The sequence below is a fragment of the Streptomyces sp. NPDC104202 genome (assembly GCF_055584185.1).
On the sequence record NZ_JBVJMN010000014.1, the window covers coordinates 121798 to 137364 of the forward strand.

At 74.8% G+C, this 15567-nt stretch carries 8 protein-coding genes and 1 rRNA gene; 6 read left to right on the plus strand and 3 right to left on the minus strand.

Features of this window, described 5'->3' with window-relative positions:
- Positions 1 to 310 precede the first annotated feature (310 nt).
- Both ACZ60W_RS12785 and ACZ60W_RS12790 read left to right on the plus strand, forming a co-directional pair.
- Complete coding sequence (locus tag ACZ60W_RS12785; RefSeq protein ID WP_469755353.1) at positions 311 to 2497, plus strand: asparagine synthase-related protein; 2187 nt, start codon at positions 311 to 313, stop codon at positions 2495 to 2497.
- Between the two features lie 563 nt (positions 2498 to 3060).
- Positions 3061 to 6294 carry an ATP-binding protein gene (locus ACZ60W_RS12790; protein WP_469755341.1) on the plus strand — a complete coding sequence of 1078 codons (3234 nt, stop codon included), beginning with the start codon at positions 3061 to 3063 and terminating at the stop codon, positions 6292 to 6294.
- On the opposite strand, the gene ACZ60W_RS12795 is transcribed toward ACZ60W_RS12790, so the two are convergent.
- Together ACZ60W_RS12795 and ACZ60W_RS12800 are read right to left on the minus strand one after the other, a co-directional pair.
- Complete coding sequence (locus ACZ60W_RS12795; protein ID WP_469755342.1) at positions 6281 to 8302, minus strand: sigma-70 family RNA polymerase sigma factor; 2022 nt, start codon at positions 8300 to 8302, stop codon at positions 6281 to 6283. The two genes, ACZ60W_RS12790 and ACZ60W_RS12795, sit on opposite strands and share 14 nt — an antisense overlap.
- Before the next feature lie 248 nt (positions 8303 to 8550).
- Complete coding sequence (locus ACZ60W_RS12800) at positions 8551 to 9345, minus strand: TetR/AcrR family transcriptional regulator (protein WP_469755343.1); 795 nt, start codon at positions 9343 to 9345, stop codon at positions 8551 to 8553.
- Positions 9346 to 9698: 353 nt separating this feature from the next.
- Between ACZ60W_RS12800 and ACZ60W_RS12805 the strand changes: the two genes are divergently transcribed.
- Both ACZ60W_RS12805 and ACZ60W_RS12810 read left to right on the plus strand, forming a co-directional pair.
- Entirely contained in the window at positions 9699 to 11063 is a 1365-nt protein-coding gene (locus ACZ60W_RS12805) for an NAD(P)/FAD-dependent oxidoreductase (RefSeq protein ID WP_469755344.1), read from the plus strand.
- Positions 11064 to 11169: 106 nt separating this feature from the next.
- Complete coding sequence (locus ACZ60W_RS12810) at positions 11170 to 12834, plus strand: ATP-binding SpoIIE family protein phosphatase (RefSeq protein ID WP_469755345.1); 1665 nt, start codon at positions 11170 to 11172, stop codon at positions 12832 to 12834.
- A gap of 22 nt (positions 12835 to 12856) precedes the next feature.
- Here the strand turns inward: ACZ60W_RS12810 and ACZ60W_RS12815 are convergent, their stop codons facing one another.
- Positions 12857 to 14131: an MFS transporter gene (locus ACZ60W_RS12815; protein ID WP_469755346.1), complete on the minus strand. Its 1275-nt coding sequence runs from the start codon at positions 14129 to 14131 to the stop codon at positions 12857 to 12859.
- Between the two features lie 151 nt (positions 14132 to 14282).
- Between ACZ60W_RS12815 and ACZ60W_RS12820 the strand changes: the two genes are divergently transcribed.
- Together ACZ60W_RS12820 and ACZ60W_RS12825 are read left to right on the plus strand one after the other, a co-directional pair.
- A complete protein-coding gene (locus tag ACZ60W_RS12820; RefSeq protein ID WP_469755347.1) occupies positions 14283 to 14849 on the plus strand; it encodes a MarR family winged helix-turn-helix transcriptional regulator in 567 nt (188 codons plus the stop codon).
- A 631-nt stretch (positions 14850 to 15480) separates the two neighbouring features.
- A 16S ribosomal RNA gene (locus ACZ60W_RS12825) occupies positions 15481 to 15567 on the plus strand; the annotation flags it as partial.

The following is a 15567-nucleotide window of genomic DNA, read 5'->3' on the forward strand; positions in this document are numbered from 1 at the left end:
GCCGGGAACGGCGTCCCGGACCAGTGGGCTGGGGGACATCGCCGCCCCATTCCCCGCGGGCGGCGACGGCGCCGGGAGGCGGGAGCGCCTCCCGGGCTGCCGAAGGTCCGGGTGTGACCGAACCGGTCCGCACGTGTTTCAAACCTCTCGGGGACGGTCGATATTTGGCCGAATGACGCCGGTGCCCCCGCGCCCTCAACTGGCCCATGCCAGGGGCGCATTCGCCTTTCGCGCGCGTGCACCCGGACTCCGCCCCGTGCGCCGTTGTCGTGGCAGCATGTCTCCCACCGAAACGGATGCGGAGGCGCCGATGCGATGGCTGGTGGGCTGGAGCAGTGTCGCCGCGAACGTCACCACGGCCGCCGGAGCACGGGCGGGGGCGGTGAACGGCGGACACGGCTCCGCGGGTCACGGCCCCGGCACCGCCCACGGCGCCTACGCCCCGTCCGGCCCGGCGGCCGAGGGGCGCACGGTGCAGCCCGTGGGCGCACAACTCCTGTGGGACGGCCCCGACCCGCTGTGGGCGGTCGGCGACTGGCGGCCCGACGAGGTGCGCCTGGTCGCCGTCGACGACCACACCCGCCTCGCCGTCCTCGGCTGTTGCGCCGCCAGCGACGAGGAACTGCGCATCGGCCTGCTCACCGCGCGCGGGGGCGCGCTGCGGCACCTCACGGCCTGGCCGGGCAGCTACACGGCCGTCGTCAAGGCCGGCCGCCGCGTCACCGTCACCGGTGACCTCGCCGGCGCCCGGCCCGTGTTCCACACCCCATGGGCGGGCGGCACCGCGTTCGCCACGGCAGCCCTGCCGCTCGCCGACCTCGTCGAGGCCCAGCTCGACATCGGCCACCTGGCCGCCCTCCTCGCCTGCCCCGAGACGCCGGAGGCGCTGCGCGACTCCACCCCGTACGAGGGGGTCCGGCGCGTCCCCCCGGGCCACGCGCTGATCCTGCGGGAGGGCGCGCGGGAGATCGCCGGGTACGAACAGGTCGCCTCGCTCGCGGTCGCGGCGGCCGAGGCCGACCCCCGGCAGGCCGTCGAGGGCGTGCGGGACGCCCTCGTCGAGGCGGTGCGCGCCCGGCTCACCGCCCCCCGCCACGCGCCCGAGGTCCCGCTGCCCGACCCCGGTCCCGTCCCCGGCATGGGGCCCGCCGACCGGCGGGCGGCCCGCGGCGCGGGTCCGGCCCCCGGCATCGGCGCCGACCTCTCCGGCGGCAGCGCCTCCGGCACCCTCGCCCTCCTGGCGGCCGGGCTCCCCGGCGTGCCGGGCACGATCATCGGGCACGGCGCGGGCGCGGGGGAGCGGCTGCTGGCCGTCACCTTCAACGACCTCGCCACCCGCGGGGGTTCGGGACGCGAGGACGAGCTGAAGCGGGCCAGGGAGCTGGCGGCGGACCCGCGCCTGCACCACGTCGTCGTGGCGGCCGGCGAGGAGGCGCTCCCGTACGCCGCCCTGGACGGGCCGCTCACCGACGAGCCGGGGCCCGCGCTCGTCACGGCCGAGCGGCACCGCCGCCGGCTCGCCGGCGGCAGCGCCGACCACTTCACCGGGATGGGCGCCAAGCAGGTCCTGGACGCGCACCCGGCGCGCCTCGCCGACCTCCTGATGGACCGCCGGCGCCGTTCGCTGGTCCGTCCCGTGACCGCCCTGGCCAAGGCGTCGGGCCCGTCCGCGGGCTCGCTCCTGGTGCCGCTGACCGTGTACCGGGCGGCGCGGAAGCTGGCCCGTACCCCGTACCGGACGGGTCTGGAGGCGGCCGCCCGCCGCGTCCTGGAGGCGAACCGCACCGCCCCGGACGGCTTCGGCCCCCTGGAGGCGTCGCTGTCCGCCCTCGCCTGGTCGCGGCCGGGGCCCGCGGCGCGCTGGCTGACGGGGGAGGCGCTGGCCGAAGTATCGGTTCGGCTGAACCGGGCGGCGACCCTCCCCTCCTCCGTCCAGCGCCCCGGCGAGGCACGCGCGCGTGCCGCCCTCGCCCGCGCCGCCGCCGACCACCGGGTCCTGGAGCAGGCCGCGGAGATCCGCGGCCAGCGGCTGCACGCCCCCTTCCTCGACAACCAGGTCGTACGGGCCTGCCGGGTGCTCCCCGAGTCCCTCCGGGTCCAGCCCGACGCCCGCGCCGGCGTCCTGCGCACCGTCCTGTCCGGCGCCGGCGTCCACGACCTCCCCCCGGGCTGGGGCGCCCCCCATCCGGCCGTGCCCGCCGCCGCCACCCGCGCGGGCCTCCGCGCCGCCCTCCCCCACCTCGTCGCCCTCTTCGACGCCCCGCTCCTCGCCGACGCCGGCCTCATCGAGGCCCGGGTCGTCCGGGACGCGCTGCGCGCCGCCGCCGACGGCGCGCCCGTCCCCCTCGACGGCCTCGCCGACCTCGTCTCCACCGAGCTCTGGCTCCGCCGCCTGCTCGCCCGCCGCGGCTCCTGCTGGACCGGCACCACCGAGTCCCGCGCCCACCGGGCGGTCCAGGGCCCGCTGGTCCCGGCGTCGAGGTCGCTCCCCGCGTGAGGGGCGGCCGGACCGGGGGCGAAACGTCACAGGACGCTCGCTCGAGTGAACGGGTTCCGGACCCGGCCGGGCCGCCCGTCCCAAGCTGAGGACGTCGCACCGAGCCAAGGAGGCCGGCCCAGCATGGCGATGCCCGTGCCGGTTCCGGACGACGCGTTCTCCGGGGGGATGCCCGACCGCGAGGGTGCGAGTCCCGAGGAGACCGACCATGACAAGAACGTGGGCCGCTCCACCGGCATCGGGCTCGCTCTCTCCGGGACCGCCGACACGGTCCGGGTCATCCCCGACCTCGTCATCGCCCCCAAGGGCAGTTTCGACGACCAGCAGGAGTGGCACGCGCCCGACGCCGTCCTCCTCGGCGCCGAGGGACGTCCGCCTCCACCGCGACCCGCGGACAAGTCCGTCCACAAGCTGGGGACGGTCGTCCCGGGGTCGACGAGGAGGTACAGGGGGATGCCCGCGCGCGCGTACGCCCGGATCTTCTGCACGCGGCGACACCGCGGCCTTCTGAGGTCCGGGCAAACCCCGAGGCGCGGGTCCGGGGCACCGGACACAATGGGCCGGTGCGGTATCTCATCCTCGGCACCACCGAGGCCCTCCGGCCCGACGGCACCCCCCTCCCCCTCGGCGGGGCCCGGCTGCGCGCGCTGCTGGCCGCGCTGGCGCTGCGCGGCGGCCGGGCCGCGTCCGTCACCGAACTCGCCGACGACGTGTACGGCGACGAACCGCCGCTCGACACCCCCGCCGCCCTCCAGGCCCTGGTCGGCCGCCTCCGCCGGGCCGTCGGCAGGGAGGCCGTCGCCTCCACCCCCGGCCCCGGCTACCGGCTCGTCGCCGGACCCGACGACATCGACCTGTACGTCTTCGAGCGCCTGGTCCGGGACGCGGGCACCCGCCTCGACGCCGACGACCCCGACGCCGCCGCCACGCTCCTCCGCGAGGCCCTCGCGCTCTTCCGCGGCCCCGCCCTCTCCGACCTTCCCGAACCGGCCGGCGTCCGTCCCGAGGCCCAGCGGCTCGCGGCCCTGCGCCGGCGCGTCGAGGCGGACCTGCGCCGGGGCGCCACCGACGGGCTCGTACCGGAACTGTCCGAGCTGACCACCACCCACCCGTACGACGAGACGTTCCACGCCCAGCTCATCCGCGCCCTGCGGGCCGAGGGCCGCCAGGCCGACGCCCTCACCGCGTACGAGTCGGCCCGCCGCACCCTCGCCGACGGCCTCGGCGCCGACCCCGGCCCCGAACTCGCCGCGCTCCACCACGAACTTGTCACCGGAGCGGTCCCGGCCGAGACCCCCGCCCAGGCCCCGCCGCCCGCGGGCGCGCCCCGGACGTCCCCCGCCCCCGCCGACCCCGCGCGCGGCAACATCCGCCCCCGGCTCACCTCCTTCGTCGGCCGGGAGCCGGAGCTCGCCGCCCTCGACGCGGACCTGGGCCGCTCACGGCTCGTCACGCTCACCGGACCCGGCGGCTCGGGCAAGACGCGGCTCGCGGAGGAGGCCGCCCTCCGGGCCGTCGGACCGGCGGCCTGGATCGCCGAGCTCGCCCCGCTGGACGACCCCGACGCGCTCCCCGGCGCGGTGCTGTCCGCGCTCCGCCTCCGCGAGATCAACCTGATCACCCGCGACGGCGTGCCCCTCCAGGACGACCCGGTGGTCCACCTCGTGGAGCACCTGTCCCGCCGCCCGCTGCTGCTGGTCCTCGACAACTGCGAGCACGTCGTCGACGCGGCCGCCGCGCTCGCCGAGACCCTCCTGACCCGCTGCCCGGGGCTCCGCATCCTCGCCACCAGCCGCGAACCCCTCGGCGTACCCGGCGAGTCCGTCCGTCCCGTGGAGCCGCTCCCACCCGACCCGGCCCACCGGCTGTTCACCGAGCGGGCCCGCGCGGTGCGCCCGTCGTTCGACCCCGTGCGCGACGGCGACGCGGTGGACGAGATCTGCCGCCGCCTCGACGGCCTGCCGCTCGCCATCGAACTGGCCGCCGCCCGCCTCCGGCTGCTCACCCCGCGCCAGATCGCCGACCGCCTCGACGACCGGTTCCGGCTGCTCACCTCCGGCTCCCGCACGGTCCTGCCCCGGCAGCAGACCCTGCGCGCCGTCGTCGACTGGTCCTGGGACCTGCTCGACGCCGACGAGCGCACCCTGCTCCGCCAGGTCTCGGTCTTCGCCGGCGGCTGGGACCTGGCCGCCGCGGAGGCCCTCTCGCTGCGCGCCGCCGACTCCCTGGGCGCCCTCGTCGACAAGTCCCTCGTCGTCGCCACGCCCGTCGACGGCGGAGAGATGCGCTACCGACTCCTGGAGACCATCCACGAGTACGCCTCCGAGCGCGCCGCCGAGACCCCCGGCACCCTCGCCGCCGCCGAGGCCGTCCACACCGCCCACTTCACGGCGCTCGCCGAGACCGCCGAGCCGCGCCTGCGGTCGGGGGAGCAGCTGCCCTGGATCGAGCGGATCGAGCGCGACCTCGACAACATCCGCGCCGCCCTGCACCGCACCCTCCTCACCGCCCCGGACGAGGCCGCGGCCCACCGGCTGGTGTTCGCCATGGGCTGGTTCTGGTGGCTGCGCAACTACCGACCCGAGGGCCTGGCCTGGGCCGAGCGCGCGCTCGCGCTGGGCGAGGACCCCGACGACCCGGCCGACCCGCGGTACTGGCCGCGCATGCACCTGCGGATGCTGTACTTCTTCCTCGCCGTCGAGAACCACGCGGCCGGCGAGTTCCGCGACGACCCCGAGCTCTCGGACGTGGTGAAGCGGGTGCGAGCGGCGTTCGGCACCCACCCGGGCCCCGAGGCGGCCCGCTTCCCCGGCCTGCTCTGGCCGTTCACCGCGTACCTCACCGAGGACCCGGCCACGATCCGCGCCATGCTGGACGCCGCCGTCGCCAACTGCCGCCTGCACGGCGGCGACTGGGAGGTCGGCGTCACCCTGATGTTCCGGACGCACATGGTCGTCGACATGCCCGGCGACCTGCCGGGGGTCGACGACGACCTGGCCGAGCTCCACCGCCTGGCCCGGAGCGTCGGCGACCGCTGGATGGGCGCGCAGATCGCGAGCGCGGCGGCCGAGGCGCACATGATGCGCGGCCGCCACGAGGAGGCGGGCGCGGCCTACGGGGAGGCCCTCGGTCTCGCCCGCGAGGTCGGGGCGCACGCGGAGAGCCCCTTCCTCCTCGCCCGGATGGCCGAACTCGACTACCACCGGGGCGACATGGACGCCGCCGAGAAGGGCCTGGCCGAGGCCGAGGTGGAGGCCGAGCGCTACCACGTCGAGGACTCCCTCACGTTCGTCGGCTTCCTGCGGGCCGCCATCGCGCTCCACCGGGGCGAGATCGCGAAGGCCCGGGTCCTGCTGGAGGACGCCCGCCGGCGGGTCACGCTCGGGACCCCGCCCACGCACTTCTCGGCCGCGGTCAGCGGCCTCACCGCCCTGGTCGAGGCGCACGAGGGCAAGGGCGCCGAAGCCGTCGGCCACGCCGTCTCCGCCCTGCGGCTCGCCCGGGACGGCCAGTGCGCCGACCTCGTGTACGCGGCGCTCGGCGAGGGCGTCGCCCTCACCCTGGCGACGGCGGGCGAGGCCGCCCTCGCCGTCACCGTCCTGGCCGCCGTCGACGTCTGGCGCCGCGACATACCCCGCTCGGTCCCGCAGCGCCGCGACGCCGAAGCCGTGCGGGCGCAGGGCCTCGCCGCCCTCGGCGCGGCCGGCCTCGCCGCCGCCCGCGCGGCCGGCACGGGCCTCGACGTCGACGCCGTCCTGGCCCTCGTCGAGCGCCCCGAGGGGATCAGGAGCAGCTGATCCGGGAGTCCGCCCAGTCGGCGACCGCCACCCGCCCGAACGGCGTGTGCTCCTCCACGACGAGCCGGAGGGTGCTGCGGCCGGCGAGGTCGACGTGCACGGGGAGCGGGGCGTCGCCCGCGCGGACGACGCCGGAGCGCCAGAGCCTCTCGCCGTCCCCGTAGACGGAGAAGCGGACGCCGCCGACGCCCAGGAGGGCGCTCAGGTCGTCGATGCCGACGACCGCGTCGTAGGCCGTGCACGGCCGGTTGAGGTCGACGAGCACCGAGGACGGCGCGTGGACGCTCACCCCGTGCGCGTACGTGGTGCCGCCGAGGGAGAGGCCGCGGCGCTGCCACATCCAGCTGCTGTCCGAGAGCGACACCTCGGGCCCGGTGCCGTCGCCGAGGACGCCGTACCGCAGCTCCCCGACCCGGTAGACGGTCGGCGGCGCGGGCGGAGGCGTCGGCTTCGGAGACGGCTTCTCGGGCGTCGGTGTCGGACGGGGGGCCGGCGGGGGCGTCGGCTTCGGCTTCGGGGCGGGCTTCGGCGGGGGCGCCGGCTTCGGCGAGGGCTTCGCGGGCGGCGGCGTGGGTGAGGGCGTCGGCCGGGGCGCGGGCGGCTCGGACCGGACGGGCGGCGGCGGGGGTACGGGCGTGGGCGCGGCCTTCGGCGGCGGCGCGGGCGCCGGGGGCACCACGGGGATGACGACCGGGGGCGCCGGCGCGGGCGCGGCCACCGGCCGGGGGTCGCCGGCCATGGCCCAGACGAGGCCGGCGGCCGCGGCGACCGCCATCGCCGCGGCGATGCCGGCCTTCGCGGGCACGCCGAGCCCCTCGGCGGCGGCCCCGCCGGAGGCCGCGCCCCCGGAGGAGCCGGAGGCGGCGGCCGCGGCCCCGGCACCCGCCGCGCCGACGGCGCCGCCCGCGACGACACCGGCGGCCTTCAGCGTGTAGCCGGCGGCGAACCAGCCGATGACGGCGACCGGCAGCAGCGCGGGGATCCCGGCGTTCACCTGGGCGAGTTCGCCGGCGGCCAGCCGGCACCTGGCGCATTCGTCGAGGTGCTTGCGCAGGCCGCGCTCGGCCCGCATCCGCAGTCCGCCGCGCGCGTAGGCGCCGAGCCGGTCCGCGTAGCGGGCGCAGTCGCCGCCCGCCGTCAGCGACTGGCTGACGTGGGCCTGCAGATAGGCCTGCTTGAGGCCCTCGCGGGCCCGGCTCGCGAGGACAGCTGTCGCGTTCGCCGTCAGACCGAAGAGCGGGGCGACGTCGCTGGGCGACTCCTCCTCGACGGTGGTGTGCCACAGCACGGCCTGCCAGCGCTCGGGCAGCGAACGGAACGCCTGCAGGGCGAGGGACTGCTCGGCCTCGTGCATGGCGCGGACGTCCGCGCCGAGGTCCATCGTGTCCTGGTCGGAGACCTCGGAGGAGCGGGCGGCCTCGGCCGCGAAGACGGCGAAGTCCTCGACGAGGTGCTCGCGCCGCTGGGTCCTGGCCCAGTTCGCCGCGACCCGCCGGACGGTGGTCATCAGATAGGCGCGCACGGCCTGTTCGGGCCCGGCCCCGCCCCGGACGGCCTGGAGGGTGCGGGCGAACACCTCGGCGGTCAGGTCGTCGGCGGTGTGCGCGTCCCGGCAGCAGGTCCTGGCGTACCGCCGGACGGCGTCGGAATGGCGGCGGAACAGCTCTTCGTACGCGGAGTCGTCGCCCTCCCGCATGAGCTGGACGAGCTCCGGGTCGGACGGGGGCAGGACGAGGGGCGGCGGAAGCACGCCCTCCTCGGAGGCGTCCTCGTCGTGGTCGGGGTGCCCGGTCCCCTCGCCTCCCCCGGCGGGGTGTCCCGCGGCCGCCGGCCCGCCCGGCTTGCCCTCGCGCTGCTGCGGCACGCTCGCCTCGAACCGGCCTGGCCGGCCGGCGCGCACCGCGGGGTGTCCTGCGGGACCGGCCTGGCTCGGCACCTGCGGGGAGGTCCGCCCTCCGGGCTCCGTGCCGGCGCCGCCCACCGGTTCGTCCCGACCGTCACCGCTCATCGCGGAAGCCCCCGTACGCACGCCCAGACCCGAATACCGGGCAAGACTGCCACAGAGCGCGGGCACGCCGAAGCGCCGCGACCACTTACCACTCGTCCGGGGAGACTTCCGGTATCCGGGCGTGACCGCTCACACGTTCGTGTCATGGTCGTTGGTCCGCCCGGACCACGAAACGGTCTTCTCCCACCGGGCCGTGAAGGAGCCCGCGGGACCTCGACGGCCCCGCCGGGCCTCCGGTGCCACGGGGCCTACCGGGACCGCAGGCCCTCCAGCAGGATGTCGAGCAGCCGGGCCGAGGCGGCCGCCTGCTGCACCGCGTCCGGCAGCGCCGGCGCGGCCGTGGCGATCACGAGGAGGACGTCCGCGACGGTGACGTCCGTCCGCAGCTCACCCGCCTCGCGGGCCCGGTCGACGAGCCGGCCGACGACCTCCAGCAGCTCCGCCGCTCCCGCGTCGTCCCGCTCGTCCGCCGGCACACCGCGCGGCACGGCCACCCGGGCGTCGCCCTGCTCGGCGCCGCCCCGCTGGTACGGCACCCGGGCCACGCCGTCACCGTCGTCGGCGATGGCGGGCAGCACCGACGGCTCGTCCACGCCCACCCGCAGCACCTGCGGCGGAAGCAGCCGGCCCGCGCCCGAGGCCACCGAGGTCCGCAGGAAGCGGGAGAGCGCCGACCACGGCTCCTCCTCCTGCCCCAGCGCGGCTCGCGCCTGCTCGGTCAGCCGGGAGGTCTCCTCCTCGGCTATCCGGCGCACCAGCACGTCCTTGCTCGGGAAGCGGCGGTACACGGTGCCGACCCCGACCCGGGCGCGGCGCGCGACGTCCTCCATCGGAGCCCCGTAACCGAGCTCGCCGAACACCTCGCGCGCGGCCCGCAGGACGTGCTCCAGATTGCGCTGGGCGTCCACGCGCAGCGGCGCGGACCTGCCGTGGGACGGCAGCGTCCCGTTGCGCGGCTCGGAGGCAGCGCCCCCCGCACCGTGGCCGTCGTCGACGATCGCCGTCGCGGCGCCCGACTGCCATCGCGAATCCTGAATCTGCATAAGCGTTCCCCCGCTCATGATGTCTCCCCCCGGAGACTCCCCGCCCTGACACGGGGTTTCCGGCCGATCAGCGCTTCGGTCCACGCGCTCCGGTCCGACACCCCGACGAAGTACGAACATAGTTGAGTCCGGGTCAATTCAGAAGGGGAAGTTCCGTACGGTGCGCCCCCCGATCGGAGCAAGGCCCGGAACACTCCCGATTCCGACCCCTCGACGGCCCCACCCGACCCGCCCTGACCTGCACCGATCACCCCGCACCCGCGCCGTGCGCCACCCCGCGCCTCCGTACCCCTCCGGTCACACAATTTGCCGGGGCTGTGGACAAACAACGGACGGGGGTGCGTCATGGGACAGTGACCGAACCTGCGCGCATTCTCGTGGTCGGCGGTGGCTACGTCGGCATGTACACCGCGCTGCGCCTCCAGCGGCAGCTCAGGGCCGAGCTGAGAGCCGGCGCCGCCGAGATCGTCGTGGTCACGCCCGAGCCCTACATGACGTACCAGCCGTTCCTCCCCGAGGCCGCGGCCGGCTCCATCTCGCCCCGGCACGTCGTCGTCCCGCTCCGCCGGGTCCTCGACCGCTGCCGCATCGTCATCGGCGAGGTCCGGTCCGTCGACCACGCCAAGCGGACCGCGACCCTCGCCACCCTCGCCACCGAGGAGGAGGGAACCGGCACGACCGAGCTCGTCTACGACGAACTGGTCATCGCGCCCGGCTCCGTCTCCCGCACCCTCCCGGTCCCCGGCCTCGCCGACCACGGCATCGGCTTCAAGACCGTCGAGGAGGCCATCGGCCTGCGCAACCACGTCATCGAGCAGATGGACATCGCCTCCTCCACCCGCGACCCCGCGATCCGCGACGCCGCCCTCACCTTCGTCTTCGTCGGCGGCGGCTACGCGGGCGTGGAGGCCCTCGCCGAGCTGGAGGACATGGCCCGCTACACGGCGCGGTACTACCACAACCTCAAGCCGGAGGACCTGCGCTGGGTCCTCGTCGAGGCGTCGGACCGGATCCTCCCCGAGGTCGGCGCCGAGATGGGCCGCTACGCCATCCGCGAGCTGCGCGGCCGCAACATCGACGTACGCCTGGAGACCCGCCTCGACTCCTGCGAGGACCGGGTCGCCGTGCTCAGCGACGGCACCCGGCTGCCCACCCGCACCGTCGTGTGGACCGCCGGCGTGAAGCCCGCGCCCCTCCTCGCCGCCACCGACCTCCCACTGAACGAACGAGGCCGGCTCCGCTGCACCGCCGAACTCGCCGTCGACGGCGTCGCCCACGCCTGGGCCGCCGGCGACGCCGCCGCCGTCCCCGACGTGACCGCCGGGGAACCCGGCAGGGAGTGCGCGCCCAACGCCCAGCACGCCGTCCGCCAGGCCAAGGTCCTCGCGGAGAACATCGCGGCCTCCCTCCGGGGCCGGCCGCTCACCCGGTACGCGCACGCGTACGTCGGCTCGGTCGCCTCCCTCGGCCTCCACAAGGGGGTCGCCCACGTCTACGGACGCAAGCTCAAGGGATATCCGGCCTGGTTCATGCACCGCGCCTACCATCTGAGCCGGGTCCCGACCTTCAACCGCAAGGCCCGGGTCCTCGCCGAGTGGACCCTGTCCGGCCTGTTCAAACGGGAGATCGTCTCCCTCGGCTCGCTGGAACACCCCCGCGCCGAATTCGAACTCGCCGCGGCCCCGCCGCCCGACCCCGGCGACAAGCCGTCGTCCTGACATCACTGTCAGTGCACTCGTCCACACTGGACGTGTGACCATAGGTGGGCTCACACCTGCACAGCGTGACTCTGCACGGCACCGACACCACGAGGCATACAGATCCGTGAACTTCACCCGTTGGAGCGCCCGGCTCCCCGGCACGCAGCGCCGCGCGGCGCGGGGGACCGAAGGCTCCGTGCCCGCCGCCCGCGGTGAGTACGGGCAGCAGCTGGAGCACCTCGCCGCCGACATCGCCGCGGCCGCCGACGTCCCCGCCCTGGAGGACTTCTCCGTCCGGGAGCTCCTCGGCCGGCTCCCCGGCCTGGTCGCGCTCGTCCACGGCCCGGAGCACCGCGTCGCGTACGTCAACGACGCCTACGCCGCCGCGTTCGGCCCCCGGCCCGCCGGCACCACCGTCGCCGACAGCTGCCCGGAGGCCGAGGAGCTCGGCCTGCTGCCGCTCATGGACCAGGTCCTGCGCAGCGGCAAGCCCCGCACGGTCAAGTCCCGCCGCACCCAGGACGGCGGGTCCTACACCGTCACCTGCCTGCCCGTGGACAGCCCCCGCCTCGAAGGCGGCGGCGTCCTCGTCCACGCCGCCGACGTCACCGACCACGCCGAGGCCGCCGAGCGGCTGCGGGCCAGCGAGCGCCGCCACCGGGAGACCGCCGTCACCCTCCAGCGCTCCCTGCTCCCGCAGGACCTCGAACAACCCGACGACCTGCGGATCGCCGCCACCTACCAGCCCGGCGGCACCGACGCGGCCGTCGGCGGCGACTGGTACGACGTGATCACCCTCGGAGCCGGCCGCACCGCGCTCGTCATCGGCGACGTGATGGGCCGCGGCGTGCGCGCCGCCGCCGTCATGGGCCAGCTCCGCACCGCCGTCCGGGCCTACGCGCGCCTGGACCTGCCCCCGCACGAGGTGCTCCAGCTCCTCGACGGCCTCGCCGCCGAGATCGACGCCAGCCAGATCGCCACCTGTGTCTACGCGATCCACGACCCCAGCGAGGGCAAGCTCGTCTACGCCTCCGCCGGCCACCTCCCGATCCTCGTCCGGGACGAGGACGGCACCGTCCGCCGCGCCGAGGACCCCACCGGACCGCCGCTCGGCACCGGCGGCTGGCTGCACGCCTCCGGCTCCATCGCCCTGCCGCCCGGCTCCACCGCCGTCCTCTACACCGACGGCCTGGTCGAGCGCCGCCGCGAGGACATCGACGAGGGCGTCGCCGCGCTGGCCCGCGCCCTCTCCGGAGCGACCGGCACCCCCCAGGTCGTCTGCGACCGGCTGCTGCGCTCCCTGGGCGTCACCGCCGAACACGACGACGACGTGGCCGTCCTCGTCGTCCAGCACCCCTCCCGCGAGGGAACCGACGCCGAGCTCTTCCACAACGCGGCCCTGGAACTCCTCGGCGGCGTGGAGGCCGCGCCCCGCGCGCGTGCCTTCGCCTCCGGCGTCCTGTCGAGCTGGCGCTTCCCGGTCGAGCTCCGCGACCTGGGCGTCCTCGCCACCAGCGAGCTCGTCGCCAACTCCCTCCAGCACGGCACCCCGCCCATGCGGCTGCGGCTGCGCCGCACCGACCGCCGGCTGATCATCGAGGTCACCGACGGGGACGACCACCTCCCGCGCCGCCGCAGGGCGGAGACGGAGGACGAGGCGGGTCGCGGGATCTCGATCATCGCGACGATCGCCTCGTCCTGGGGCAGCCGCCGCACACCCGGCGGCGGCAAAGCGGTCTGGTGCGAGTTCGCCCTCCCCGACCGGGTGGTCAAGGAGGACGCGCTCTAGTTCGTGCCGGGGCGGCCGTGGTCTAGACGGCCGCCTCGACCTTCGGCTCCGGCCGGTGCCGGGCGACGACCTTCGACGGCTTCGCCGACGCGAGCGACGGCTGGTTCTGCTCCGGGGTCAGCCGCCGGCCGAGCCGCACGGCCAGGAACGTGATCCCGAGCGAGAACAGCACGAACGTCACGATGTACGGACCGTGCAACGCGGCCCCCATGGGCCCGCCCACGGCCGGACCCACGGCCAGCGCCAACTGCTTGACCAGCGCGAACGCCGAGTTGTACTGCCCGACCATCGACTCCGGAGCCAGGTCGGCCACCAGCGGCGCCACGGTCGGCGACAGCATCGCCTCACCGAGCCCGAACAGCGCGTACGTGGAGACGAACGCCGCCGTCGCCATCGCCTGGCTGCCGTGCCCCAGACCCGCGTACCCGGCGATCAGCCACGCCACGGTCCAGATCAGGCCCACGGCCGCGATCACCCGGGTGCGCCTGCGGCGCTCGACGAACCGCAGCACCAGGAACTGCGCGGCCACGATCACCGCCGTGTTGGCGGCCAGCGCGATCCCGAGCGTGGAGGGCTGGATGCCGGCCGCCTCCGTGCCGTACGCCGCGAGACCCGACTCGAACTGTCCGTAGCAGGCGAAGAAGAGGACGAAGCCCAGCACGCACAGCTGCACCATCGCCTTGTGCCCGAGCAGCGCGCGCAGGCCGCCGCCCTTGCCGCCCTCGGAGGGACGGGCACCCTGGAAGGCGGGGGAGCCCGGCATCCGCACGGTGCCCACGATCGCCGCCAGGACCAGGAACATCGCCGCCTCGATCGAGAACAGCAGGATGAAGCTGCCCGGACGGGTCGTGTCGACCAGCAGACCGCCGATCAGACCGCCGACGCCCAGACCCAGGTTCTGCAGGAAGAACTGCATGGCGAAGGCCCGCGTCCGCCCGACCGGGGTCGAGCACCAGACGATCATCGTCGCGAGGGCCGGCTGCAGCACCGCGGTACCCGCGCCGAGCAGCGCCGCGGCCCCCACGGCCGCCGGCACGCTGGACGCGAAGCCCATCCCCACCGCGCCCACGGCCGCGACCACCGAGGCCACCAGCAGCACGGGGACCGGCCCGCGACGGTCGATGGCCCGCCCGCTGAAGGGCAGCACCACCAGTGCGGCCATGGCGAAGACCGCCAGGACGATGCCGGCCGTCGCCGCGCCCAGATCCCGCACCTGGGCGACGTACACATAGAGGTACGGCACCGTGAAGCCGAGTCCGAACGCGCTCAGCGCGCTGCCTGCCTGAATCCGGCGCATCGCGCCCCTCGCCTCGGTCACACTCACCCACTTCGGTCGCAGGTTCAGAGGTGTAGCCCTGAACCTTGAAGACTTCAACACTAAAGTTAACGGCTTAACAGTACACACCGAAGGACTTCAATGCCAACGGGCCCCGTGGGATACTCGCCGCATGTCCGACACCACTGAGCGGTCCGGCCAGCAGGCCCCCCAGGAGCCGAGCCTCGACGAGCAGATCGCCGCCTACCAGCGCGAGTTCCGCGACCTCGACCCCCAGGTCGAGAAGGTCGTCTCCGCGCTCGGCCGGCTGAACCGCCGCATGAACGTGGCGTACGGCCGCCAGCTCGCGGACCTCGGCATCAGCAACGCCGAGTGGGAGGTCCTCAAGACCCTCGTCCTCGCCGGCGAGCCCTACCGTCTGGGCCCGGGTGAGCTCGCCAAGCGTCTCGGTCTCACCCCGGCCGCCATGACCCACCGGATCGACCGGATGGCGGGAGAGGGCCTGGTCACCCGCGACCGCGACGAGAACAACCGCGTCCGCGTCATCGTCGAACTGACCGACGAGGGCCGCTCCAAGTGGCTGGAGGCCATGCGCATGGCCACCGCCTTCGAGGAGGACCTCCTCCAGGACCTCACCGCCGAGGAGCGGGGCATCCTCGGCGAGGTCCTCATCCGGCTCCTCCGCCGCGTCGAGCTCACCCAGCCCGATGCCGGTGGCCGCCTGAAGGACCTCGACTGACGCCTCCGGAGGGGGGTTGACACGCCTCCACCGGATGCGTAGTGTTCTCCGAGTTGTCGCCGAGCCGGAACGGTTCTCCGACAGCCACTCCCGCCGCTGATGCGGCACCTCTACTCAGTACGATCTCCCCACCGGGATGAATTTCGGCATGCCGAAATTCATTTCGAAAGTCTCGATTATGAGGCGCCGGGGAAATCCGCTAGAGTTTGAGACGTCGGAACGGCCCAACAGTCGGAAAGACAAACCCCGCTGACTGGGAATCAGACGCCGAAAGGATCTGATAGAGTCGGAACCGCCGGAAGGGCCCGGAGCGAAAGCAAAAGGGACCGGAAAGCACCGAGGAAATCGGATCGGAAAGATCTGATAGAGTCGGAAACGAAGGAAGCGCCCGGAGGGCCTGGAAACAGGAACGAAGGAAGCGTCCGCACCTTGAGAACTCAACAGCGTGCCAAAAATCAACGCCAGATTAGTTGATACCCCGTCCATCTTCGGATGGCGAGGTTCCTTTGAAAGTCCTGCCGGCCCTTGTGGCGGGTAGGCAACATACACAGCGAGGACGCTGTGGACGGTCGGCCATATTCCGGCTTGACCGTCCCGCTCAACGCGAGTGTCACCCGATTACGGGTAAACATTCACGGAGAGTTTGATCCTGGCTCAGGACGAACGCTGGCGGCGTGCTTAACACATGCAAGTCGAACGATGAAGCCCTTCGGGGTGG